Here is a 25,284-nt window from a genome sequence, read left to right on the forward strand (position 1 = left end):
AAAACATTCCTCCGGGGCGGTATGGGCCTTGACAAGCGCCCGGCTCATATCTGCGATCCCATCCATGAAATCTTTTGCCGGAACTTCGCCGCGCTCCACCTGCTTTAACATGGATTCCCATTCCGCGGTGAGCATGGGCGATTTGATGTTATCCGGCAGGACCAGAATCAGGTTCGTACCTTTTTCCGTGGGGATAAGCTGCTTTTTCTTCCGCTGCACAAATCCGGCAGAGACCAGTTTCTCCAAAGTAGCCGCACGGGTGGCCGGGGTGCCTAATCCTTTGCGCTCGGCGTCCTCCGGCATGTCCTCGGTGCCGGCGGTCTCCATAGCTGCCAAAAGGGAATCCTCCGTATAATGCTTCGGCGGGGAGGTTTTGCCCTCCCGGACACTGGCAGAAACCGTTTCAAAAATCTGCCCCTCCTGCAGCACGGGAAGGGAGGCGTCTGTATTCTCGTCATCCTCCGGTTTGGATTGTTTCAATCCCATGCGGTAGAGGCGTTCCACTTCCTTCCATCCGGCCTGTAATACGGTTTTTCCTTTTGCCGTGAAAGAACGGTCCCGGCAGTCTAAAACCGCCGTCACCGCCTCGAACCGGTGCGCCTGAGCCGTGGCAGAAAGCAGCCTTGCGGCGATCAGCGTCAGTACATCCTGTTCCCCGGAGGGAAGCTCCGATAAATCCGTCCGGGCAATCTCCACCGTAGGGATAATGGCATGGTGGTCGGTGACTTTGCTGCCATCCGTTACGCGGTCAATATCCGGTTCCCCTGCGCAGCCCTTTCCAAAAGGCATATGATCCCGCAGCCAGAGAACCAGAGAAGCGGCGGTTGCCTGCATATCCTCGGTCAGATACTGGCTGTCCGTCCGGGGATAGGTCGCCAGCTTTTTCTCATAGAGGGATTGCACATAGTCAAGGGTCTGCTGGGCCGTATAGCCATAGATACGGTTACATTCCCGCTGCAAAGTCGTCAGGTCATACAGGCGGGGCGGCTGCACCGTCTTAACCTGCTTCTCCACGGACAGCACCGAAGCGACCTGCCCGTCACAGCCCATACGGATTTTTTCAGCTTCATTTTTCCCGGACAGCTTTTCCCCAGAGGCAGTAAAGCCGCCGCATGTGATCTCCGGCACATAGAAGGGCTTGCTCGTAAATGCCTGGATATCCGCCTCCCGCTGTACCAGAAGGGCCAGCGTGGGTGACATGACGCGCCCCACATTCAGCGTGACGCCATACAGGACAGAGAAAAGCCGGGTGGCGTTAATGCCGATCAGCCAGTCGGCTTCAGCCCGGCAGACCGCCGCGTCATAGAGCTTATCGTAGTCGCTGCCAGGACGCAGGTGCTCAAACCCGTCACGGATTGCCGCGTCCTCCATACTGGAAATCCAGAGGCGTTCCATCGGTTTCTTGCATCCGGCGTGTTCATAGACCAGACGGAAGATCAGTTCGCCCTCCCGTCCGGCATCGGTAGCGCATACCACGGAATCCACCCGTTTGTCTTTCATCAGCCGGCAAAGAAGGTCAAGCTGCTTTTTCTTATCCTTCGACACTTCGTATTTCCATTCTTCCGGCAGGATCGGCAGATCACCATAACCCCATCTGGCATACCGTTTCCCATAAGCCTCTGGCTGCGCCAGTTCCAGAAGGTGTCCCACGCACCAGCTCACCAGATAACCCCCGCCCTCCATGTAGCCGTCTTTTTTCTCATTCGCACCCAGAACCGCCGCCAGCGACATGGCGACGGAGGGCTTTTCTGCAATTACTAACTTCATTCCTATAACCTCCATTTCTTTGAATTAGAAAAGGCAGCATAGCCGCTGCCCTTTATAAGCTCGGCTCCTGTCTGGTTTTATGTCTTTCTTTGGGTTCCTTTGCCTCTTTCTCCTGAATCTTTGCTTTATTTTCGGAAAGACGCTCTAAAAGACCTTTTTCCTGTTTTCGTCCCAGGGTTTTTGCTGCCCGGTCATAATACTGCACCTTATCAGAAAGTAAATCCTCTGGCAGCACCTGGGTAGCATTCACTTCTTTTACCATATTCTCCAGTTCTTTAGTCTGCATGTTCCCGTTATCCGGCACAAGGATAACTTCATGGGTCGATGATGGGAGGACATAAAAATCAGAACCAAGCAGCTCGCCGATTTTATCCAGTACGCCGTCTCTTGCCAGAACCCCGGCGCCATTTACTTTATTCTGGTTTGTCAGGATATACATAGGTATCATTTCAGATTCTAATGGTTCCGTCTGTTCAAAAAGATTCTCAGGCTTTACGGACAGCATTATTTCTGACATCACATCATCCATTGTGTATAAACAGACAGGATTCCGGGCGTTTTCTGCTGACACCGTATCGTGGTGAAGCTGCTCTGGTGTAATTCCCCAAAGATTCAACATATCATTTGTAACAACAGCGGAAGCCGTTCCGCTGCTGTCCTCCATGATCTGAATACGGTAGGTTGCCGCCAGTTCCCCACATGCGGTATGGGGTTTATCTTTCAAATATTCCTGATTCTTTTCCGGGTCGCACAGACGGATCGCAAGCAGCGGCCTGGCTGTTTCATAATCCTGAAGTCCTTTCACATCAATAGGAAGTTCCAGGCTGTTTTCCACTTTTATCTGTGCAATTTCCTTCATAATGTCGTCCATCGGGCGACCTTTGCCAAACTGTTCCTCATAGTGTTCCAGATAAATGGACGGTGCAGCCGTTTCATCATCCTTTCGGATGATAAGCCCTGTAAGAATCCGGTCATTTCCTTTGGTGACTTTTTCAAGGGTTATCTTTGCATCCTGATAGTCCACCGGCAGATATTCCCGGATATGGTTTTTTATATTTTCTGCAAATTCCTGATTCATTCGTTTTCCTCCCGTTTTCTGTTTTCTAACCATTCATCTTCCTGCTTTGCGGCCTGCATAAGACACATCAGCACAACGCCGGCAGACATTCCCCCGGTGAATGTAAGAAAGTGTGTAATCATGTTCCACATAAAAAATCCTCCTAAAAAATAGGTAAAGAAAAACGCCCACCGAAAAGTGAGCGCATCATCAAGTATCAGTTATCCATTTTTTCATTTTCTTTTCGCAATGGGTTGGCCTGGCAGAACAATCTCCCCGACAGGGATTTCCCGCAGTACCTTTTTCATCTGGTGGGCAAACCGGATTGTCCTCACCGTGCCTCCTTTTTCCCTCCCGTCATACACAGCGATCACCCGGTCAGAGTGTTCTACCATGTAGCGGTTCCGGTGGGAATAGACGCTGGGGTGGTATTTCTCTTGCATGACAACAACATCCGCGCAAGCCTCCAGCATTTCATAAGTCCGGCCCTTTGCCATCAGGCTGTCCAGGCGCTTTTGATAGGGAATGACAGCAATCAGCTCCAGCACCGGATTTGTCTTTTTCTTCTCCAGTACAATCTTGGCAAAATACTGGTCCACGCCGTCTGCGAAGCCGCTCATAAAGCGGGTAAACCCGTCCGCAACAGCAGAATCAATTTCACGCCGCAGGGCGGTCTTTACATGGTTGATCTCTTTCTGGGGTAAATCCCTGTGCCCGGTGACACAGCAGGTCTTTCCTTCCATTTTTATTCCTCCGTCCGATAGGTATTATTCTTCACTTTTCATATTGTAATAGATTTAATTTAGTAAGTCAACGAAAACACCCTTTTTCCATTTGCGAATAATGCAAGGTCGTGAGGTACAATCTATTACAGAATGGGAGGTGAAGGCGATGTATGAAGATTTTGTCCCGGAACGGCTGGCAAAGCTGCGGACACAGAAAGGCGTATCTGCGCGCGATATGTCTCTATCGTTAGGACAGGCAAACAACTACATCAACAACATTGAAAACAAAAAGTCACTTCCCGCCATGCAGTCTTTTTTCTATATCTGTGAATACCTGGGTGTAACACCGCAGGAATTCTTTGATGAGGGTAACACCTGCCCCGAAGCCTTGCGGGAATTTATCGCAGAGGCGAAACAGCTCGACTCCAAATCCATGCAGTATATCCTCGGTATTATGAAAGAACTCAATAGCAGAAAGTAAGCGGTCACGGTGCTGGCCGCTTTATTTGTAAATTTTTTTCGTACCCCTTGCATAAATCCCACAAAGTGGATATACTATAAGTAAGAAAGTAAGAATTTCCTACTTTCAAACTTAAAGCAAAGGAGATGATCGTATGCTGGCCGAATTGCGTCAAAAAGCCCAGGTCACAATTCCAAAGGAAATCATCGTTAAACTCGGTCTGTCCGAAGGCGATAAACTGGACATCTTCGAGAAGGACGGTTCCATCTGCATCATGCCGGTGGTTGTCTACCCCAAAAAATATTTAAGCGAGCTTAAAGAAGAAATCGGGGATGTAAAAGCAAAAATCGCATCCGGGGAGCAGCCTGTCTTTGACAGCGTGGACGCCCTGTTTGACAAATTGGAGGCGGAATGATGGCGTATGAGTTTACCTTTACGCCCCGTTTCCAAAAGCATTTTAAGGGTCTGACCGTACAGGAGAAGAAGCAGCTTAAAAACAAGCTGGAACTTCTGGCCGAAAATCCTTCCCATCCGTCGCTGCGCACTAAACGCATCCAGGGAACCACGGATCTTTTTGAGTGCAGCGTCAACATGGACATCCGCATTATCTGGTATTACGAAGGCGACAAAATGATTATCCTGGTGGACGTAGGGCATCACGACATATTAAAGCAGTTTTAAGCAGCAGGGCGGTACGCTATGACAGTGTACCGCCTTTTGCTGCCTTCTGCCTTTCTTTTATTGTACCCTGCAATCTTCCTGATATGCCCAATCTCACTACCGGCGATAATTCCCTAATTACTCTCTAAAAGTCACTTTTTTATTTTCCTGTACTTCCAAATCCGCCTGTGCCGCGCTGCTCGCCAAGTTCGGTAACAAAATCCGCGATCACAACCGGGGTGATCACAAGCTGGCCCACGCGGGAGCCTTTGGAAAGCTCCTGCGTCTGATTGCTTACATTACTGATGATCGCATGGATTTCCCCACGGTAGCCGGAATCCACAGGAGGCAGTTCACAGACCAGCCCTTTTACCGCCATGCTGGTACGTGGGAACACATAGCCCGCATAGCCGTCCGGCACTTCAATCCCGAATCCAAGAGGAACCTTTGCGATCTCTCCCGGCTGCAAAGTACAGTCATAGGGCATGTAAACATCCGCACCTGCATCGTTCCCATGCGGACGGAAAGGGCGGCGGCTCTCTGGCACGCCAAAGTCAATCAGTTTGATCTTCATGCGCGCCTCCTTCAAAAAGTGCCGGATAGTCCGCTTTCAGAAGATCCTCCGGCGTCATATCCGCATCTATTTTTCTGCCGCAGGTCATTTTCCCCTCCAAGCATTTGTCCTGCTGGCAGAACGGCCCTGTAAGACCGGGGGCAAACAGCGCCGGGCTTAACGAATAAAGCTCCTGCCAGATTTTCAGGAGCACGATCCGGGTCTCGTCCGTATTGCGCCGGCATACCCGCTGGCCGATGATGTGTTTCCACTGATAGGGGGTGGCGCTGATCATCAGCACATTCCGAAGCCCTTGGGGCGTGGCATATCCCGCCGCGTCATGGCCGATTCCTTCGGCGCACAGCTTTTCGTAACAGTCCATGCCTTCGTGGCAGCTTTTTAAGTACAGTTCCCGGACCGCAACCGGGGCGGCCAGAATCTCATAGGGCACGGCAAAATCTGCCTGCCCCGTATAATTGCTGTACTGTAAGGACGCACTCATAAACTTTACTTCGTTCTGGTGTCTGGTGATCTGCGACAGGAATCGCCTGCTTGCCCCCACAACAGCAACGGTGATCACCGCAAATTTCTGAACCGTGGGGTGCGGAAGACCGCTGATTGCCGCCACGGTATTCTTATTGAACGATTTTTCATAAAGAGCCATCAGATCATCCATTGTAGTGATCCGGTGGCCCCTTTGCGTGAGACGGGCAGCAAAGACCATGTTTTTCTCGGCCTCCGCAACCGCCTGGCAGTTCAAAATCTTCACTTCAATTTGGTTGATTGGTATGTCCCTCCTTTACAATAGCTTTCAATAAGAACAGATAGTTGAGGCTGTCTGTGATCTTTTCATTCCATGTGCTTATATCGTAATCCGTATCACCATCAAAGCACATGTCATACAGAGAGACGATATGCTTCGCTAGCATCCCGGCAAGGGCACGCTCCGGCGTGGTATGCTGCAAAGCTGCCGCCGCCTTAAAAGCCCCCAGCCGGTCCGTATCGTCCCCGGTGTATTCTTTGGTTTTCTTTTGCAGAATGTCAGCGCAGAGCTGCACCTGCTCGTCAAATACGGCATTGACTTCCTTTTGTGTGATATGGCATCCCTCCTTTGAAAATGAACTGTCCCGAATTTTGTCTATTATTCGGGACAAATTTATATAAAGTTCCCGGCATTATGCGCTGGGAAGGTAGATCCAGTCGTGCATCAGGCACACACTGGGTTCGTCCTCCCTGGGTACCATATGGTAGGTACATTCTCCGTACACGGTCCGCTTGTCCTCAATCTCCATGCCATACGCCTTATAGAAGCGGTATTCCAGGTTGGAAATGATACAGCGGAGCGTCTGCAGTGCCTCCCGCTGTGAGGTCACGATCAGATCCCGGTCAATGCTGCGCTTTAAGAACAGCAGGGATTTATAAAGCTGTACCTCTGTCCGGTAAGGGCGGCAGTCCATATGTTCCAGCCAGCCGCTAAAAGCCACTGGCCCGCTCTGGATCACATCACGCTCCGGGTGGTAATACTCGTAGCAGTCCAGGTTTGCCGTGTTCAGAAGGTAGAGCATTTCCCGGACCTCATTTTCCGGCATATCATAGAACCGCAAAAGGGAGCGGTACAGATGGACGTAGCCGGGTATCGAAACAATGGCATTTACCATAGAAAAATCCTCCTAAATAGCAGGTGCGGGAGCAGACTGCCCCCGCACCGGTTTCCCATATTCTTGTTAATCGTTTACAGCCGCCAGTTTTCCCATGACAATGAAGCGGCTCGCGCCTCCGGGCGTACAGGTGGAAAGGGTCAGCACCTTATCACTGGAAGTCACCGTAACATCGGTTTCAATGACAGACCGTCCCGCCATTTCAGAAAGCCATGTGGTGTAGGCACCGTCATCCTTCCAATTAAGACGCCAGGGGGAAGTGTCGCTGCCGGACTCGCTGGGCTTTGCCACAAACGCCGTGAAAATTTCCACGACATAGCCGCCGCCAGGGGTGACAAGGTACATCTGCGGGTGTCCGTCAAAATAGCTCTGTTCGTCATACTCATTCAGCGTGGCGAACATGGAGCCGTCCCGCATATTGTGGCCGTAGATAATGGTATTGCGGTCCGAAAAATCCTCCTGATTTTCATAGTCTGCAAACAGGCAGCCCGTCTTATTATAGGTGCCGTCATACAGATGGTGCAGGTAATACTCGTTATCGTCTGTCTGCGTTACCGGGTAGTTCATGGCCGTATCAGGGAGGGTAAGCCATCCGATGATGTCCGGCCCGGTTTCCCTAAGAGCTTCAAAATCCACTGCGGGGAGGACCACAGAAGGGTCCTCCCCGGCAGGTTCCGTTTCCGTATTATCTTCCTCCGGCGCTTCGGTCTGCTCCGGCAGCTCTACATGGGAAGCAATGTCCTTATAGGCTCCGGCGCTCTCGGAATACTGGTTAAGGTCGCGTACCATCAGGAACCCGCTGCCAAGTGCCAACAACCCGCAGAGGGAAACCACCGCAATACCAACAACTTTTCTCTTTGGGGTATTTCTGCTGTACTTGCCCTTTTTGAAATAGACTGCGGCAAACAGTCCGCCGCCAATCACCGCCAGTGCCAGAAGCCCGCCATACAGGAAAATGAAATTGTCATCCCCAGTCTGCGGTACCGCTTTATCAGGATTAGATGGTGTGGACGGATTGGACGGTGTTTTCGGATTATCCGGGTTATCCGGGGTAGCCGGTTTCTCTGGCTTTTCATTGAAGAACTGGACCGTTGCGGTTTCGTCTGCCTTGATCTCCACGGTGGCAGCGTCAGGAATGATATAGTCCTTGCTTGCCCGGTTGGAGATTTCTGTTACGGTATAAATGCCAACGCGCAGCCCCTTGACCTCGATCACGCCGGATTTTGGAGAAGTGAAAGTTTCACAGTAGGAACCGTCTGCACTTTTCACCTCAAAAGCAAATCCATCCTTGCGCCCGTCGCTGGAATCCTTTGTAATCTTCAGGTTCCCGCGGTACGCCTCATTGGTAAAGCCCCGTCCGGCCTCGCCATTTTCCACAACCGCCACCTGGCCGTCCTCTGTGATGGCAAAGTAGTAGGCGTTCTCGTCAAGCTGGTAGCCCTCTGGTGCCTTGCTTTCTTTCACAAAGTAGCCCTTTGCCAGAAGGCCCTCCGCGGTGTGGTAGCCCGCCTCCGATTCTTTCAGGGTACCGATCTTCATATCTTCGGAATCAAATTCCTTGTTGCCATTGGCATCCTCATACAGATCGAATACCGCGCCGGAGAGGAAACGCAGGAAGGTGTTATTATCTTTGTCCTCTTTCTTCACAGAAGAAGGCTCGTCTACTGCCTCGGTTTTCATCACCTGCACGCTGCCGCGGATCAGGGTATTTTCCACTTTGATTTCAATGCGCTGGCCGTCCACACCGATATAGATATGGTGCTGCTGCGGGCTTACCGTATAAAGTGCCGGAGAGGAAATTTCCTTTACGATCCAGTGGCCGTAAGGGATATTCTCAAAAGAAAAGCTGCCATCCTCGGCAGTGGTGACAGTAAGCAGTGCGTTTTCCCCGGTAAATTCTTCCGTGTCCGGCCTGAATAATCCCATCAGTGCCCCGGACAGCTTCACATCTTCGCCGCCCTCCGGGTTTTCGCCGACTTTTACGCCGTCCACACGCCCGCGCAGCAGGTCGTTGGAAACAACCTCGCCTTCATTTACAAGAATCTGCACCAGCGCCGCCTCCTGGCCTGCGTATTCAAAAATAACCGGATATTCGGTATCAGAGAGGATATAGGCGTTGTTTGTGGTGCGTTCCTTCACATAGTAGCTGCCAAAAGGCAGGTCGGAGGCAAAGGAAGCGTCATAGCCGCCCGCCTCATTCGGGTCAACGGAAACCACTTCCAGGAGCCCGCCCGCCGGAATGACGCTGCCGTCAAGAGCCGTCAGGTCAGCGGACGCATACAGCCCGAAAGAAATATCTTGATATTCCTCATTCATGCCAAGCCCAAAAAGATCGTCCGTTTCCAGTGCTTTGAACAGGCTCACATCCACCTTCTGACGCTCGTCATAAAGTCCGATGGCGGTCTGCGTTACTTCCACAGTTTCACCCGCATAAGTAAGCTCGGCATATTCCGGCTGGGTATTTAAGACCATCCCCTCCGGCGCCTGGCGTTCCTCCAGACGGTAGCGGCCCAGATAGAGAAGCCCGCTCTGGGCGGTTCCATCCTCCCCGGTGGTAAGGGTTTCCACAACCGTATCTTTTGCCGCCCTGAGCGTTCCGTCACCGGTATAAATATCTTCATCCGCGATCACGTCATAGACTGCGCCCGGCAGCCCCATGACCTCATACACCGGCTGGTACAGACCATCGTTTTCCTGGACGGAAGCGAATACCTCGCCGGTCTTGGTGATGGTAAGCTGCCCCTTCTGCGGCATATTGTACTGCGTAACCGTGACAACGGCCTCGCTGCCGTCAATGGTAAACGGCACCGGCTCGCTGGAAAGTACATACCCGTAAGGCGCCGCCACCTCGTAAAGCTCATAATCCCCGGTGTGCAGAGGCTCCGGCAGCATCAGCCAGCCTTCATCCGATACATAGAAGGTATCAAGGGTTTCCGGGTTCGGATAGTAAATATCCTGGGTGACAAATTCCCCGGTAGACAGGTCCTTGATCTGGAAACCGGTGCCCGTCATGGGGATAATATTGCCGGTCTCCGCGTCGCATTTCTCCACACGCAGCCTTGCGGTAATGGTGCGGTTATTCAGGATATAACTGTAAGTCTGTCCGTTGGAGGAAATAAAGACCGTAAAATCCGGGATAAACGCTTTTCCTTCCTCGCCGGAAACCTGGTGGATCGTATAATGGCCGTAAGGGAGCATTTTGGAGGAAGCGAAGCCGTCTCCATCGGTGGTGAGCAGATCACGCTCGCTTTCCTTTGCCGCATCATAGCTGCCTGCCGCCTTCAGGTAAACCTCAAAGACCGCACCGGCCTCCGGGCGTTCAATGACGCCCTCATTGGGTTCGTCCGTATTTTCATCCCCGGACACATCCGGGTCCAGGTCGTCCGTATGCTTCACCAGCTGGATATTTCCATAAATGACCGTTTCCGTAACCTGGTTTTCCGTGGTATTCAGTTCCACTTCATACAGGGTCGGGGAAGCGCCCACCTCATAGACCGTATCGTTTAAGAGGTAGCCGGTGCTGGGATCAATCTCCCTCACCGTCCAGTTATCACCGCAGACATAGTAGCGGGTCATAAAGCTGCCGTCCGGCCCGGTGGTGTAGGTGTCTACCAGCTCGCCATTGTTATAAATGCCATAAGTTGCACCGGCAAGGGTGGCGTCGCCCTGGGCGGTGCCGGTATCAGCGTCGCTCTTTACCACATGGACGCGGAACTTTTTCAGGATATTGCTGAAATGCACCGTGGAGGTCTGGCCGCTTTCAATGGTGACATACTGCGCGGAAGGGGTCACATAACGGTCCACCGGCAGCTCTTTCACCAGATAAGTGCCGGGCAGCAGCTTTTCTTTAATCTGCCCGTTTTCTCCGGTAGTGACGGTTTCATCCACTTTATTTCCCAAAATGTCCGTGCCTGAAATTTGGAAAGGAATCCCGGACACAATACCGTCCTCACTGGTCTTGACAATCTTTGCGGTGCCGTAGGTTTCGGTCTTGATCTTTACAAAGAAGGAAACCGGGTCGCTGGCGCCGGTCATCATAGTCTGGTAGCCGGGTCTGCCCCAGATCAGCATGTCATTGGCAACCGGGATGTCCTTTCGGAATTCAAAGGTGACGGGGTCCATAATCATGTTCTTACTGGTGAACGTGTACTTGTTCCCGCTTCTTGTGACGGAAACGCCGCTGCCTTTCAAAGTCTCCAGGTCGATTTTCAGGTTATTGGTGTCCGTGACAGTCAGGGTATAAATCTTCTTTTCCGTGTCCCATTTCAGTTCCAGCTCCGGGGCCTCGCTTTTCTTCGTGGAAGTAAAAGAGGGGATCGTGGAATGGGAGGCAACCTGTGACAAAATCCAGTTGTAGGCTTTTTCCGCAGGACGTCCGGCAATCACACTGAAATACTGGTTGGCATCTGCATGGCCGTTCCCGTGCCGGCTGTATGGGTCGCTGCGAAGCTGCTGCTGGTATTCCCAAAGGATGATCTGCGTCGCCATTTTGTAATCGTCCTCGTTAATGCCGGACACAGGGAGGGAGGTGCCGGGTTTCCAGCCGTAGATTGCCGTGAGGGTGATCCCCCGTCTTGCCTCGGAAGGGAGCAGGTTTAAGTAATTGCTGTTGGTGCCGCTTTCCGATGTATAGGTATTGTCGGAAGTGTTATAGGCAATGCCGCTTTCCACGCAATATACCTGCTGGCTGCTCCCGTCCGAAGCTGTCAGCATATAGTGCCGATAAGCGTTGCCCCCGGAACTGCTGCGCACATCCATCGTTCCATCAGAATTGTAAACAAGGTAGGTGTAAGGCGCCGGCGCATAATAATGCTGTCCGTCAGACCCTACATATTGATCGCCCAGCCAGGAGCTTGCTTTCTGTCCCAGCGAAAATGCGAACGCCTGGGTAGGGATCATCCCAAAGACGCATACTGCGCAAAGCAGAAATGCCAGCAGCCGCTTTACGCCGCTGCGGTAATGGGTATTTGTTTTCTCCATGAAAAATCCTCGCTTTCTTAAAATAGTAAAGGACAGCTTTACTCGCTGTCCTCCTGTTCATCATCGATCCTGTCGTCAAAATCATCTTCGGAGAGATATTCCGGCTCTCCATAGGCTTCATCCGGGTCAAAGCCTTCGCCGTAGCCGTCATCCTCGAAATCTTCGTCATCCTCTGCCTGCTGCTTCGGACGGACGATCTTTACATAATAGCCAACGCCGCCTACCGCAAGCAAGGCAACGATAATAAAGATAATCGTGCCGGCGCTGCCGTTGTCCTTTTTCGGCGGTTCGGTCTGTGCGAGTTCCTCTGTTTCCGCAGGTCTTTCCTTTCCGGTGCAGCCTTTGAGGTCATTCTTGCAGACCGAGCAGGCGGTATTGACTTCGCCGGCTTCGCATTTATCCGTACAGGTGCAGACGTCCTCTGTTGGAATCACGCTCATGGTGCCCTCGTTCTTTTCCGCCAGAGCCATCAGGTCAGCTTCGGTAACACCATTCAGGAAGTAGACGTTGTTGTCGTCACGCTTGCCGTCAATGATAAGATAGAACACATTTCCGGCCTCGGTGGTGATCGTGTAAAACTGCTTATCGTCACCCTCGCCAGTAGCTTCATCCAGCACTGTGCCGGTTCCCTCCGGGGTAAACGCGCCATCCGGGATAGAGGAAGTGGTTTCCGTTTCTTCCTGGGAATTGGAGCTGCCGCCATTTGTGCCGGAGGCTGTATTGCTGCCGGTATTGGTACCCGCATTAGAACTATTCCCGGAAGCATTACTGCCTGAATTGCTGCTTTGGGCATTATGATTGGTACTGCCGGAAGAAGCAGCCTGGACCTGTGCCGGTTTTACCGGCTTGCTGCTCTGGTTCTGCTGCACCGTTTCCGCAGGTTTTTCCGTGGGCGTCGGTTCCTCATAATAGGGATTTTCAAACTTCACGGTCTTTGAGCGGTTCCCGGCATAATCCTGGGCATACACGTTTACCTGTTTTCCTGTGCCGGCATAATCCTTTAAGGTGACGGTAGCCGCCCCATTGGTCAGGGAGTTGATACGGTTCCCGTCCACAAAGACCGCTTCTACGCCGGAATTGTCGTCGCTGCTTTCTACTTTCAGCGTACCGCCGTCCAGAGAAGCCGCAAGCTCCGGCGGTGTGGTATCTTTGTCCCCGGCAGCATAAGCCGTCAGGGGCAAAGCGATGGCGCTTATGACAAGCACAAGCGCCAGTAGCAGAGAGATTTTTTTAGTCCTCATTCATGTCCTCCTGTTTCTTAAGCGGGCCATCTCCGGACGGAGCGGCCTGCTGCGATTTCAGAAATTCGGCCAACTGCTGGGGCGTCAGATGGAAGCTGCGGGCAATCGCCACATAGTCGGTGTTCTCCAGCTCCGTTTTCTGTTTTTCCAGGCCGCGGAGCCTGGCCTGCATCTCCGCAATCTTGTTTTTTGTCTTGTCGATCTCTTTCTCCAGTTTTTCAATCTTAGGGTTCAATTTATTACCTCCAATCTGTCAGGGCAGACGCCCAAATGTATAAAAGTGCTGCTGCCAGTAGCTTGTGTTGATGTTTGCGTAGGAGATCGGGTCCCCACAATGGATCATCATCCCGTTACCCACATAGATTCCCACATGGCTTGCGCCGCTGGTATTGTAGGTCCCCTGGAAGAAGATCAGGTCGCCGGGCCTTGCATCGGCGCTTGATACTGGCGTACACACGCCTAAAAGCCCGTCTGCGGTCAGGCGTCCGAAATTCCAGCCCACTCCACAGTGATTAACTACCCAGGAAACATACCCGGAACAGTCAAAGGAAGTGGAAGGGCTTGCGCCTCCCCACACATACGGATAGCCTAAATACTTTTCAGCCTCCGCAAGCATAGCCGCAAATTTTTCATCCGCAAGGGCCTCCGGCGGTACATCATAATTGAAATAATTCCCCCCGCCGCCTGCGCCTGCTGCCGGCAGATGCCGCTCGCTGGTATCGCCGGTATCGGCAAAATACAACGGGTTCCTATACTGTCCGTCAACCAATACCTCCAGGTGCAGGTGCGGCCCGGTGGAGTTTCCGGTGCTGCCGACCTTTGCGATCACATCCCCGGCCTTTACCTCCTGTCCGGCAGATACTAAGATTTGTGAACAGTGGCCGTATTTGGTGGTAAGAGAGTGCCCCTCGTAAGCCTCGCCTTCAATGGCGACGCACAGACCATAGCCGCCCGCATTTCCTGCCAGCGTGACCGTGCCGTCATGCCCGGCCAAAATTTCCGTGCCCTGGGGCATCCCGATGTCAACGCCGGTATGGTAGTTCTTTTCCCCGCTGATCGGGTGTACCCGGTAGCCGTAGTAGCTGGTGACATAGGGCAGCCAGTTGGTGCCAAACACATTTTTCACATACTGCCGGTTTCCTTTGGTCTGCAATAAAATCTCGCAGATTTCTTTCTGGTCTGCGTCCATGCGTGAAACCACCAGGTTTTCAAGCGGCATGGAAGTAAGCGTTACATTTAAGATGTGCCACTCATAAGGCACTTCTTCTTCGGTTTCCTCGCCGGTCTCCGGGTCAATGCTTGTTTCTGTCCGGTAGCGGATTTCCGTTTCCTCCGTGAAGGATAGGGAATACTGCCCGTTAAAAAGCTCCCGGAGGACGCTCTCGATCTGTGCATAGGTGAAATCCTGATACGCAGAGGTGAGATACCCCATTAAAACATAAGGGTCATGCTCAATAGGGCCGATATTATAGCGGTACTCGTCATAACCGGGCCGGTCCGATTCCACACGGTTGATCTGCATCTGCAGGTCCGTTTCCCACTCGGTATATATAAGCTCCGCATTGTTGATGTCCGCGTCGTCCGCCAGATAAGTAGAGGCGGCAAGGCTCCCCAGCCCTCCGGTTCCAATATTGGAAAAGGAAGAAAACAAGGAAGCGATCAGGAAAAATACCAAAAGGAGCAGGATCACGATTCCGCATAGAACCGGGTGGCGCTTGACAGCGTGAACCACACTTGCAGCAATCTTTTCCGTGGCAACGGCGGTGTCCTTTGCCCGCTTTCCGGCTTTTTGTGCCTCCCTGGCTGCCTTGGCATACTGGCGTTTTATTTTTTGTTTCTGCCACATCCGGGCAAGAAGGTTTTTCTTCAGTTCCGGGTTATCCTGTAATGTCTGCCGGTAGGCAAGCCGGGCATTGGCTCTGGCTGATTTCTGCTGTAACTTTGCCACCCTGCGGTATGGCGCGGTCTTATGTTTATGGTAGGCATAGCGTAACCCCCCTTCGCCCGCAAGCTCGGTACGGTGGGCCGCTTTAATGCCGACATTTTCATCCTCCGCCTGATAGATTTTTTTATGGGAGTAACCAACCGCCATATTTGCGCCGGCCTTTACCGGGCGCATCGGAACAGGACCCTTTACATGGGCCCGCTGGGATTTCACCTCCTTTTCAAATTTCAAGTGTTTTTTGGCCTTACCCGTATCAGGATCAGAAGATGTTTCCATCCGCAGCTTACGGCGGGCAGGCAGGCGGTTTTCCGCCTGTTCCAGCTTTTCCGCTGTCCGTTCCGCTTTCCGTCTGGCCTGGGTGAGTTTTTTATCCGCTGTTTCCGGTGGAAGCTCGTCAGCGGCAAATTCCAGCTTGGAAGGCCGTTTCGGTTCTCCTTCGGCTGCCTCCGGCGGTTTCTCCTTTGGTTTCTCGGCTTTGGCCGCCTCCTGGAAACGCTGCTGGTATTTGTTGCCATGCTGGTGCATCCGGGAACGGCGTTCTGCCTGACCGGGTTCTCCCTGTGTGTGGCGTTCTGTACCAGAATTGCCACTGTCAGAATCCGCACGCCGGGAATCCACATATCTGAAATCCCTCCGGCGCGGTTCCGGTGCAGAAGTTCCCGGTTCCAGAGGGTTCCGTGTTTCAGGTGCCCGTGCCGGCTCATGGTCCATATCCCTGCTTTCCAAATGTTCCGGTATGGAAATATCCGCCTGCTGCGGTACATCCGCTTTGAAAGGCTGTGTATCATCCGCTGCCTGCTGTGCTGCGGTTTCATACCTCCGGCTCCGGGCCGTTCCCGAAGAAGAAGGGGCGTCCCTGACCCGCAGCAGGTTAAAATCCTGTTCGCTCTGCCGGGTGTCCATACATTCCTCCGCATGGGAATCACGGACCGGCATCCGGGTATCTTTCTTTTTCCTCTGAAATTCTTTTTCCCGCGGCACTGTTATCACCTCCAGTCATTTTTATTTTCGGGAATTTATGCACCTGCCACTTCATCAGGCCGTGTTGTGAGTACGCTGTATAACAGGGTGTCTTTCGGAAAATGATCGACAAAGGGGATAATCACATTCCCGAAAAACAGAAGCCCCTCGCCGGGGCCGGAATGGGTCACATAGGAAAGCTGGTGCGGGGAAATCCCCAACTGCTTCGCCAAAATCTGCCGGTCTCCCTGGGCCTGGTTCAGCATGTAGATAAAATCCGAGTTCTATAGTGATAGGTAAGCCTCTGATATCATCTCGGGCTTTTCCCCCACTCCACACCGTGCATGCGACTTTCACCGCACACGGCGTTCCATCGGTTAGTATTTTTCATTGTCTAAACAATCAACCTTTGAATAGAATAAAAACTGTAGTAGTTGAAATAAGATTAAATAGGTTGCATGGAAGCCAACTCACGAAGGTGGTTAACCTTTATAAGCTGTTTGATATCTAGCTGTAGTAAATCCATATATTTGTAAATAGTTTCCGCTTTTGAAGCATGAATGAGTTTATGTACGGAATTCTTTATGAGAATAAGATTCTCATAGGCATCCGTACCGCCTAAATGTCGGGGTAACTTATGATGGCAATGAATTTCCCCAACAGAGGAGAATTCAACACCTGTTATAGCACATTTTCCCCATTGGGCTGAGAAGAGAGATATTCGATTGTCTGCGTATTCCGCACTATTGGAATAGGCTGGTTGACGCATGAGAGCCAACATCATAGGGATGTTGATTCTCAGACAGTTGTGAATACCTTCTCGTCCTTCGGGAGTGTAATAATTCCAGCTCTTCTTACGGAAAAGCGGGTTTTTGTGCTGTGTGTATCCTATTGGATACACGGGCTCATTCGTACCAGCGACATATCGCATCATTTTGGATTTACCAAAACGGGCTTTTTCAAACTCCGTAAGCTCTCGCCCTGTTTTCACAAGACGGTTGCCTGTGCGAGTGCTAAGCCTGTTTGTCAGCAAGGTCATGACTGTGCGGTTTAGGGAAGCACAATCATGATTAACATGTGTGGCGATACAGTAATAATTCTGCATGCCAGTAACCATACTGTTATAGAGTCTGATTTCCCCCTGTTCGCCATATATTTTGCGAGGGTGAACGATTCTCTTTGCCTGTTCTTTAAGCTTCTCCCTTTTGTGCTCGAGATTTTTATCTGCGATATGAGATATAACCACGAGTTTGTTGCCTTTTCTGTGAACTTTCATTTTGAATCCGAGAAAATCAGAGTAATGATTTCTTACATTGACAATCCTCGTTTTCTTTTCAGAAATTTCCAGTTTGAGCCTTTCTTTCAGCCACAGAGTGACTGCACATTTGGTGCGTTCAGCGGAGTCCTTTGTCCTACAAAAGATTCGAAAATCATCTGCATAGCGAACAATGAACATTTCCTTCAGGTTAGATTTCTTAGCCTGTCGAAAGCCGTTTTCAGGTCTAGCATTCCGTTTGCAAATCGGACACCATTGCCATTGACTTTCTACCCAGTGGTCTAATTCGTTAAGCACGATATTAGCCAGAAGTGGCGATATAATACCTCCCTGTGGGGTTCCTTTGTCGGGTGTGATAAAAGTCCCACCTTCCAGTTTGATTGGTGCTTTGAGAATTCGTCTTATGACAAATATCAGTTGCTTGTCATGAATACCCATAGCCCATATCTGTCGTATCAGCTTGGCATGATTCACGTTATCAAAGAACCCTTTTATATCGAATTCAATGACATAGTGAAGATTGGCATGTTGAAGTAGCTGATAACTTCTTGCTATAGCGTTCTCAACCGAATGGTTCGGTCTGAATCCATAGCTGTTTTTGCTGAACTTAGCCTCACAAACAGGTTCCAATACCTGTTTGATACATTGTTGAACAAGTCTATCCCATATACACGGAATCCCTAAGGGTCTCATTTTACTTGGGTCGTATGGTTTTGGTATCTCCTTACGCCTTACAGGTTTTGGGCGATACCCATGTTCACTTCCATTAATAATAAATCTAACTTTTTCAACAACCTCATCGGGGGAACATCTTCCAATGTCCTCGATTGTGAGATTGTCTGTGCCACTTGTTTTACTTCCCGTATTTTTCTTGATATTTCTGTACGCTAGAAGAATGTTTTCCCGTTGAAGAATGACAGACATTAAATCTGTAAAAACTTCTCCGTTCAAACTTGCCTGGTATAGATTATCAATCGTATTCTGCATTCCGTAATACTCATTGTGACGCAGATTATCCTCACAGAGCAGTTGCTTTTTCTTTTTCATGGTCATAAGGCATCACTCTCCTTTCTTGGGAAAGTGTCCCTTTTTGTCATACTCGTAATCCTTATAAGATTGAATGACAACAATTGTTTCTAACCGACTAAAGCCCATTCCTCGAGCCCGCCTTTTTCGTAGGGCTGTCGTAGGTTCGAGCTTCGCTTTTCAGCACAGATTAGGCGGCTTATATGATTCGTCCGCAGATTGCTTATGAGCAACTCTGTACCTTTCCACGTTCCGATAATTCTATCTGTGCATATATCCTTAGGTGTCCGCTATAGTCCTGTCAGCTTGATTGTGCCTGTAACACAATACGGAGTTTCATATTTTCGATTCTTACTACACCGCACTGACCCACAATTAAGTGTCCATACATTTCTATATGGTAAACATCTAGACCCGTACATTCGCGGTTTTCGTCAGTCCGTCGTGGACATTCTCACCATAGATATTTTATAGACTCCCGACGTGTCATCTGCATACAGTACCTCTACCGCACTTTCGACAGCTGTATTTCTACACTGTTTCGGCAGACTTCCGCCGACTTTATCGAGCTCCAGACCCCAACCATTACAGTCGGAGCCGGTCGAAGTATCAGAGAAGGCATTTCAAGGCGTTACCCCATCATTCTACCTTTCGAATTATCAGTTGTTACTTACCTCGTAAGAAGGTAAGTCCGACGATTTTAGCATCGCATGGCCATAAGTCCATGAAGTTTTACCCTCATAGAGCGATGTTTGTGCGTCAACGTGTCGCACCAAAAATATTCTCGATCTCACGGGAGGCCAGCAGATCCTTTACATTCTGTGTCAGGCCGCTCGGTATGCCGCCCCATTTACGGAATCTTTTCCAGATTTCCACGCTGAAACTTCCGGTCTGGCCTTTCAAAAGGAGATGGAATTCGTCGATATAGAACCAGGTCGTCTTATGTTTGGAGCGGTTGGCGGTGACACGGTTCCACACGGCATCCTGCATAATGAGAAGCCCGATCTCTTTCAGGGCCTTGCCCAGAGATTTGAGCTGGAAGCAGAGTACCCGATGGTTGTTCATGTCAATGTTGGAACGGTGATTGAACACATTCAGGGAGCCATTGACGTAGATTTCCAGCGCCGTAGCGATATTCTGCGCCTCCGGTTCAGACTGCTTCAAAAGCAGCCCATACAGGTCACCCAGGATCGGCATATTCTCCGGACGGGGGTCCTGCAGGTAATCCCGGTACACAAGCCTCGTGCAGCGGTCAATGATGGTCCTCTCAATTGGGGAAAGCCCCTCCTTGCCGCCGATAATCAGGTCACACAGCGACAGGATAAAATCACTTTTCAGTGTGATGGGGTTTTCATCATCCGAATAGTCCAGGTTAATGTCCATCGGATTGATATAGTTGGTGGAAGTCGGGGAAATGTCAATGACCTGCCCCTGGGCTCCAAACTGCTGTACCAGAGGCCCGTACTCATTTTCCGGGTCTGCAATAATGATGTCATCCTCCGTCAAAAGGAACACGTTGACGATCTCACGCTTGGCAGAGAAGGACTTGCCGCTGCCGGGCGTTCCCAGGAACAGGCCGTTTGGATTCTTTAAGTTCTTGCGGTTCGCCATGATCAGGTTATTACTTAATGCGTTCAGACCATAATAAAGAGCCTCGCCCTCCTGGAACAGCTCGCAGGTCGTAAACGGCACGAAAATGGCGGTGCTGCTGGTCGTAAGCCCACGCTCAATTTCAATCTGGTTCAACCCTAAGGCAAGAGAGGACATAAGCCCCTGTTCCTGCTGGTAGTCCAGACGTTTCAGGGCACAGTTATATTTCTGCGCAATACCGGAGGCAGACAGAATATCATTAAACAGCTTTTGCCGTTTGGAAGCGATATTCTCCACCAGCACCGTCACAAGAAACATGCGCTCATTCCGGCTCTGCAAATCCTGTAAGAGATTCTTTGCTTCTTCGCCGTAGGTGGCAAGGTCGGTAGGTATGATGTCCATGTCATACCCGGCACGGACCGCTTTCTTCTGTTCCTCAATGGTCATTTTCTGCAAATCGGACATCTTGCGCTTGATGTTCTTGATCGCCTGGGTCTGGTCAATGGACTGGATATGCAGGTTCACCGTCACGGCGTCGTCCAGGTCCAAAAGCTCCGCCAGCAGACGGTCCGTCAGTTCCGGCGCTAAAATCTGCAAAAAAGACACCGCCCCGGAATGGTCGGCCACCCGGAAGGTCTTTCCGTCATTCGAGAACGACAGGCCGGAGGGCGCAATATAATCCTTTGTGGAGAGCCCGGTTTTCGGCAGGTCCACCCAGGTAAAATGAAATTTTTCCTGCCCGTCCGGGTGTAGCTGGCTGTGAAGGAGCTCCAGGCGATCCAGCCCGTCTAACGGCTTTGCCTGTGCTCCCAGGGCTTTGAAATTTGCCAGCACATCAGCCTCGATCCGCTCCAGGCGCATCTTCGCAGTGCGGAGGTCGTCAGCCTCAATCCCAAAGGTGATATATTTCCGCTTTGTAAGGCCGTTGTTGCCTTTTTGGAGCTGGCTCTTTAACATATCCCCATACTCTCTGCGGATTCCGTCATATTCGTCGCCGCGGATGGGAATGTCGATACTGCGGGCAAAATCCTGCATATTGGCCCGCTGGTTGATGAAAGTAAGCTGCACATGGATCGAAGCGTCAAAATAATTGAGGAAATCACAGTAGCCCTCAAAAATCTGCGCTTTGTCATCCGCCTGTGCAAGCTGGTAGTTAATATCAAAAAACTGCACCGTCTTGGTGTAGAGCTTATCCGTCAGCCGGCAGATTCCATCCCGGTACATTTCCTTATAGGGAATACTCTGCTGGACCGTCTGCGGGGCGTCCGTTTTCAGCCCGGCAAAAAAGCCGCCCTTTTTAGGCGGCCTGGTGCGGACAGTCTTATTTCCGCTTGTCTTTGCGTCGGCCCTGGTCTTTTTTGCCTGCCTGATGTTTCTTTGCAGACGTTTTTCCTGGGCCTCCTGCTGTTTGGTTTTTGGCAATCCTCGTAACCTCCTTCTTTGACATGGATTTATACAGGTTTTCCGTCCGGTATGGCCGTTTCTTCGGCCAGAGCTTATGGCGGAGCCTGTTTTTCAGAAGTTTCTCCGCCGGCTGTCCGTCCCGCTCATACATGGCGAAAAAGAAAAAGGGCATCATAAGCCCGATCATCAACAGCACTGCCGCCGAGTTGCCGATAGCGCCGCGGGTAAGGAAATATACCGGCAGCCCCACCAGTGCGGCCAGGCTGAAACAAATGAGCTGGCGCTTCGTCAGGTTAAACGCCAGCTTGGTCTTGACTTTTGTTAAGTCTTTGGGTACGGGTACATAGGGCATGTAAATTCACCTCCATTCATGCTGTATCTTACTGATTTCGTTCCTGCATCGTGACCGTGGATTCCACTTCATTGCCCCACACATCCCAGCCGGGGGTCTGCTGTCTTGCAAAAAGCTCTACCCTGGGCTGGTCGCCCATGAGCTTCACAATCTTATCCCGTACCTCGTCCGGCTTTTTGCTGTGCTGCTCGATATGGGAGATCACAAACTGATGGATTCCCGCGCACTGGCGTTTCGGGTGCCCCCTGGTCGCCAGTAAGCATACCTCCGCATTAGAGCGGGTCCAGAATCCCATCCCATAAAACCAGGAATCCGCTTTCCGGTTCTGTTTCAGCCAGAGGAAGGCCAGCGTCTTATATTTGAATCCCCATGCTTCGATCACCCGGAAGGCTTCATTGAGCTGTGGGAAGGTGGCCCATAGAAAAAGCGCACTGTCTCTGGCCGCAAGGTCTGTAACCGGCAGTGCGCATATTTCTTCTATGCTCATGGTGGGGTAATGGTTTTCCGCCACCCCATTGCCGCGTTTCATATCGTAACGCCAGGGCGGGTCTGCGTACACGATGCCATATTTTCCAGCCTCCGGCATTATCGGGCCTGCTCATTCTTGGCGGGAGCAGATTTTGCCGGCTGCGTCTTGACCTTGCCGGCATTATCCTTCAGGGCACCGGTCAAGGAAGGTTTCTCCGCCGCTCCCTTTGTCGCTTCAAGGGTGGCCTGCAAATTTTCAATCGCCTGGCCGTACCCTTCGATCAGGGCGTCGTTAAGCTGCCTGCGGAAATCCGCCGTCACCGGCCAGCAGACATCCCTCCATTTTCCCTGCTTATCCTGGGTGGAAGGCATGTTGACATACAGGCCGTTTTCACCGGAGCAGATGCGGAAGCCGTCAATCTTGAAACAGTCCCCAATCGTCACATTGGCGTAAGCCAGCAGGTTCCCCATCGGGGCAATCGGGCGCACAGTTACATCCAGCTTCAAGCTTTCACCCGTCTGTGCCTCCGGCTGCATGGGTTCGTTGTTTGTCTTACTCATATAGAAAAGTCCTCCTTCTTGTTAAAATATAGGTTGGTTACACGCTAATGCGAGTTAAAAATACTTTTGGATAGCGAGCCTGTCTTAAACAGGGCAAAGGCCAGCAGGACCGTATAGCCTGCCGTGCCCCAGATTGCGCCGTGAATGTCGCCGGAAGAAGGGATTGACTGGACCAGCACCGCATAAATTGCAACGCAGACCAGGATCAAAAACCCCTGGAAACCTAAAGCAAACAGGGAGCGCAGGTAATTTGTCCCCATCTGCCCCCATTCACGGTTTGCCATTGTGGAAAAGGGTATGGGTGCCAGGCTGACTGTAAGTAGGGTAAGAACCCGGCGCCTTGCCATATTGCTATGGCAGGTTTCCGAGAACTCCCCTCCGAACCGGACTTACACCTCTCGATGTATCCGGCTCTCCAGATGTCAGTCTAACTTTCCTGCGTGTAACTTATCGTGACAGTCAATGCAGAGTGCCATTGTCTTGCGCTTACGCCCAATCATGGCGATTTCCCATTGTTTTCTGCCACTTAAATCTTTGAGTTTTCGTATATGGTGTATTTCAAGCGGCACATTCTCTACGCCACACCACTCACACCTGTTTGCTTGCAGTCTTTTTATAAGGCTATTACGCCCATAATTCTCAAAAATTCTTGCTACTATATCAGGATTTCCGCTTTCTACTTTAGTGTCCCGGCGGAACCCATTATTGTAAAACAATACCTTTCCGACCTTGCCGTTTTTCTTCGGATATTCCACAACAAAATCTTTTCCTTGACGGTACTTGCGGATAATTCTGCTGATTCGTGTCCGATATTTTCCAGCAAAGGTTTTGAGCATACTGTATCTCATTACATAGTAGAAGTTATTGAGTACAGACACGTTGTTTGCAAGTCGGTAATAGTTATACAATCCACGGATTTCTGCGTTGTATTGGTTTAGGATTTCCAAATCGTCCAAGTGCAACAGGCGAGTGCGCCGGACAGGTTCCCAAACCTCTTTGTTTCCATTTTGTTTGTCGTATTTAATCTTGAGGGCATCGTAGGAGAACAGTCGTTTTACCCACTTATCATGGGGAACATAAAGTAAGACTTTTCCATTGTTTACCCGTCTGGTATCCCCGGTTTTGGTCTTTTTGTTGTGTTCGCCTTTGGCGATTGTGACCTCATATCCCAAGAACTTCGCAGCGTCGTGTCCATGAGTAATCAATGTCTTTTCCTCGGACATTTCCAGATGGAGTTTGTCCCGGATAAAGCAGCCTACATCTTGTTTAATCTGTTCTGCGTCCTCTTTGCTGCCGATAACTCCGATTAAGAAATCATCGGCGTATCGGATATAGCAAAGCCGTTTATAGCTATCGTCCATCTGGTCGCTATACGGTATAGATTTCAGACTACGCCGCAGTTCCCGGATTTCTGCAATTAAGCCCTCTTTTTCTTCCATGCTCATTTTAGAGATATTTCTTTTAAGCCTTTGTTCTTTCCCTCGGCAGACATCCAATTTCTTCTTGAACGCAGGATTGATTTTACGGCGGTTTCCGCAGTTGAATTTCTCTGCATACTCTGCCATATAACTGTCCAGTTCGTTCATGTAGATGTTTGCAAGGATAGGGCTGATGATGGAGCCTTGTGGAGTGCCGGAATAAGTATTGTGATAATTCCAATCCTCCATATATCCGGCTTTCAAGAACTTCCAGAGCAGACCGATGAAATGTTCGTCTGCAATCCGCTTTCGCAAAATAGCAATCAACACATGATGGTCTACGTTGTCAAAACAGCCCTTTATATCTCCCTCAACGAACCACTTTGTCCCCGTAAAATATTTCTGCACATATTTGAGTGCCGTATGACAGCTTCTGTTTATACGGAAACCGTGGGAATAGTCGCTAAAGGTTGGCTCATAAATACTCTCTAAGATGAGCCGCACCACCTCCTGTATCAGTTTATCGTCGAATGACGGTATCCCCAGAGGACGCATTTTCCCATTGGATTTCGGGATATACGTTCTCCTTGCCGGGTTAGGCTGATAACTAAAATCCCGCATCTTTTCAATGAGGGCGTTTATCCTTGCCATTCCCATTCCGTCAATGGTTTTGCCGTCTGTTCCGGCTGTCATGTTGCCTGGTTTCGCCTGTATCCGCTGATATGCCAGCAGATAGAATTGTGGATTGTACAGGTTGCGGTATAACCGCTCGTACTTGTAACTCTTGTTACACGCCTTGGATTTTAGGCTTTCCAACACATTTTCAGGACTTCTCATAATGCCTCACGCACCTTTCCTTTTTATGAATTGGTTGACATCCTGCCTCCCTTCGCCATGTAGACGGCTTTCCCGCCCTCAGACTACTACGGAGGCTCCGTTGCCATGCCGGATATTCAGCGTCATCTTTCTTGGGTTTTTACCCCTTGAAATTTATCGCCTTGCGGCATTACGCATAGCCGGATAGTTCCGGCATTCCGGTTTAGGCAATCTCCAGTTAGACACTTTGGGAAAAGCGTATTGTGATGTCGGTAGTGGGTTTTCGTCCTTTTCCGCTTACTGCGGCTGGCTGTCATAAGTATCGTGCGGTCTGTGTTTACCTGTCACATTCCGCTATGACATACGG

The 25,284-nt window shown here is 50.7% G+C and carries 20 protein-coding genes and 3 pseudogenes; 3 read left to right on the top strand and 20 right to left on the bottom strand.

Annotation, left to right across the window (positions count from 1 at the left end; all coding sequences use genetic code 11):
• The 4 genes from OCV62_RS10165 to OCV62_RS10180 all read right to left on the bottom strand — a co-directional run.
• The coding region (locus tag OCV62_RS10165) for a DNA topoisomerase 3 (protein ID WP_262586498.1) at positions 1–1,767 on the bottom strand (1,767 nt) is incomplete at its 3' end.
• 52 nt (positions 1,768–1,819) lie between these two features.
• Positions 1,820–2,845 carry a DUF5688 family protein gene (locus tag OCV62_RS10170; RefSeq protein WP_055221089.1) on the bottom strand — a complete coding sequence of 342 codons (1,026 nt, stop codon included), beginning with the start codon at positions 2,843–2,845 and terminating at the stop codon, positions 1,820–1,822.
• Entirely contained in the window at positions 2,842–2,976 is a 135-nt protein-coding gene (locus OCV62_RS10175; RefSeq protein WP_074925882.1) for a DUF3789 domain-containing protein, read from the bottom strand. The genes OCV62_RS10170 and OCV62_RS10175 overlap by 4 nt, the downstream gene beginning before the upstream one ends.
• Before the next feature lie 81 nt (positions 2,977–3,057).
• Positions 3,058–3,567, bottom strand: a complete 510-nt coding sequence (locus OCV62_RS10180; protein ID WP_055221090.1) for an SLOG family protein — start codon at positions 3,565–3,567, stop codon at positions 3,058–3,060.
• A 148-nt stretch (positions 3,568–3,715) separates the two neighbouring features.
• On the opposite strand from OCV62_RS10180, the gene OCV62_RS10185 reads away from it, so the two are divergent.
• The 3 genes from OCV62_RS10185 (at position 3,716) to OCV62_RS10195 (ending at position 4,690) form a co-directional block, all read left to right on the top strand.
• Positions 3,716–4,030 carry a helix-turn-helix domain-containing protein gene (locus tag OCV62_RS10185; protein ID WP_033143530.1) on the top strand — a complete coding sequence of 105 codons (315 nt, stop codon included), beginning with the start codon at positions 3,716–3,718 and terminating at the stop codon, positions 4,028–4,030.
• A 133-nt stretch (positions 4,031–4,163) separates the two neighbouring features.
• The gene (locus tag OCV62_RS10190) at positions 4,164–4,424 is read left to right on the top strand and encodes an AbrB/MazE/SpoVT family DNA-binding domain-containing protein (RefSeq protein WP_033143531.1); all 261 of its coding nucleotides are present in this window, start codon (positions 4,164–4,166) and stop codon (positions 4,422–4,424) included.
• Positions 4,421–4,690 carry a type II toxin-antitoxin system RelE/ParE family toxin gene (locus OCV62_RS10195; RefSeq protein ID WP_006861304.1) on the top strand — a complete coding sequence of 90 codons (270 nt, stop codon included), beginning with the start codon at positions 4,421–4,423 and terminating at the stop codon, positions 4,688–4,690. The genes OCV62_RS10190 and OCV62_RS10195 overlap by 4 nt, the downstream gene beginning before the upstream one ends.
• A 139-nt stretch (positions 4,691–4,829) precedes the next feature.
• Here the strand turns inward: OCV62_RS10195 and OCV62_RS10200 are convergent, their stop codons facing one another.
• The 16 genes and pseudogenes from OCV62_RS10200 to OCV62_RS10275 all read right to left on the bottom strand — a co-directional run bounded on the left by OCV62_RS10200 (position 4,830) and on the right by OCV62_RS10275 (position 24,938).
• Positions 4,830–5,243 carry a dUTP diphosphatase gene (locus OCV62_RS10200; protein ID WP_055221092.1) on the bottom strand — a complete coding sequence of 138 codons (414 nt, stop codon included), beginning with the start codon at positions 5,241–5,243 and terminating at the stop codon, positions 4,830–4,832.
• Entirely contained in the window at positions 5,224–6,006 is a 783-nt protein-coding gene (locus OCV62_RS10205) for an FAD-dependent thymidylate synthase (RefSeq protein ID WP_262527060.1), read from the bottom strand. Before OCV62_RS10205 ends, OCV62_RS10200 begins: the two co-directional genes overlap by 20 nt.
• Positions 5,993–6,376: a hypothetical protein gene (locus OCV62_RS10210; protein WP_242856451.1), complete on the bottom strand. Its 384-nt coding sequence runs from the start codon at positions 6,374–6,376 to the stop codon at positions 5,993–5,995. The genes OCV62_RS10205 and OCV62_RS10210 overlap by 14 nt, the downstream gene beginning before the upstream one ends.
• Before the next feature lie 21 nt (positions 6,377–6,397).
• Positions 6,398–6,880 (bottom strand): hypothetical protein, encoded by a 483-nt coding sequence (locus tag OCV62_RS10215; protein WP_055221094.1) that lies wholly within the window; start codon positions 6,878–6,880, stop codon positions 6,398–6,400.
• Positions 6,881–6,946: 66 nt separating this feature from the next.
• Positions 6,947–11,860 (bottom strand): class B sortase, encoded by a 4,914-nt coding sequence (gene srtB / locus OCV62_RS10220; RefSeq protein ID WP_055221096.1) that lies wholly within the window; start codon positions 11,858–11,860, stop codon positions 6,947–6,949.
• Between the two features lie 38 nt (positions 11,861–11,898).
• Complete coding sequence (locus tag OCV62_RS10225; protein ID WP_055221098.1) at positions 11,899–13,101, bottom strand: DUF4366 domain-containing protein; 1,203 nt, start codon at positions 13,099–13,101, stop codon at positions 11,899–11,901.
• On the bottom strand, positions 13,091–13,336 hold the full coding sequence (locus OCV62_RS10230; RefSeq protein WP_055221100.1) for a DUF4315 family protein: 246 nt from the start codon (positions 13,334–13,336) through the stop codon (positions 13,091–13,093). Before OCV62_RS10230 ends, OCV62_RS10225 begins: the two co-directional genes overlap by 11 nt.
• An 18-nt stretch (positions 13,337–13,354) precedes the next feature.
• The gene (locus OCV62_RS10235; RefSeq protein WP_158370655.1) at positions 13,355–16,027 is read right to left on the bottom strand and encodes a CD1108 family mobile element protein; all 2,673 of its coding nucleotides are present in this window, start codon (positions 16,025–16,027) and stop codon (positions 13,355–13,357) included.
• A 35-nt stretch (positions 16,028–16,062) separates the two neighbouring features.
• Positions 16,063–16,290 (bottom strand): annotated as a pseudogene (locus tag OCV62_RS10240) (conjugal transfer protein TraE); the annotation flags it as partial.
• Positions 16,291–16,451: 161 nt separating this feature from the next.
• The gene (gene ltrA / locus OCV62_RS10245; protein ID WP_416810594.1) at positions 16,452–18,329 is read right to left on the bottom strand and encodes a group II intron reverse transcriptase/maturase; all 1,878 of its coding nucleotides are present in this window, start codon (positions 18,327–18,329) and stop codon (positions 16,452–16,454) included.
• Between the two features lie 753 nt (positions 18,330–19,082).
• A pseudogene (locus tag OCV62_RS10250) lies at positions 19,083–21,320 on the bottom strand (VirB4-like conjugal transfer ATPase, CD1110 family); the annotation flags it as partial.
• Positions 21,220–21,654 (bottom strand): PrgI family protein, encoded by a 435-nt coding sequence (locus tag OCV62_RS10255; protein ID WP_006861294.1) that lies wholly within the window; start codon positions 21,652–21,654, stop codon positions 21,220–21,222. The pseudogene OCV62_RS10250 and the gene OCV62_RS10255, both read right to left, overlap by 101 nt.
• A gap of 28 nt (positions 21,655–21,682) precedes the next feature.
• Positions 21,683–22,240 (bottom strand): MT-A70 family methyltransferase, encoded by a 558-nt coding sequence (locus OCV62_RS10260; protein WP_006861293.1) that lies wholly within the window; start codon positions 22,238–22,240, stop codon positions 21,683–21,685.
• Complete coding sequence (locus OCV62_RS10265) at positions 22,240–22,683, bottom strand: SpoVG family protein (protein ID WP_006861292.1); 444 nt, start codon at positions 22,681–22,683, stop codon at positions 22,240–22,242. Before OCV62_RS10265 ends, OCV62_RS10260 begins: the two co-directional genes overlap by 1 nt.
• A 44-nt stretch (positions 22,684–22,727) precedes the next feature.
• Positions 22,728–23,003: pseudogene (locus OCV62_RS10270) on the bottom strand (VirB6/TrbL-like conjugal transfer protein, CD1112 family); the annotation flags it as partial.
• A gap of 102 nt (positions 23,004–23,105) precedes the next feature.
• Positions 23,106–24,938, bottom strand: a complete 1,833-nt coding sequence (locus OCV62_RS10275) for a reverse transcriptase/maturase family protein (RefSeq protein ID WP_055218743.1) — start codon at positions 24,936–24,938, stop codon at positions 23,106–23,108.
• Positions 24,939–25,284 lie beyond the last annotated feature (346 nt).

Origin of the sequence: Gallintestinimicrobium propionicum, assembly GCF_025567525.1 — a bacterium.
Lineage (GTDB): Bacteria > Bacillota > Clostridia > Lachnospirales > Lachnospiraceae > Gallintestinimicrobium > Gallintestinimicrobium propionicum.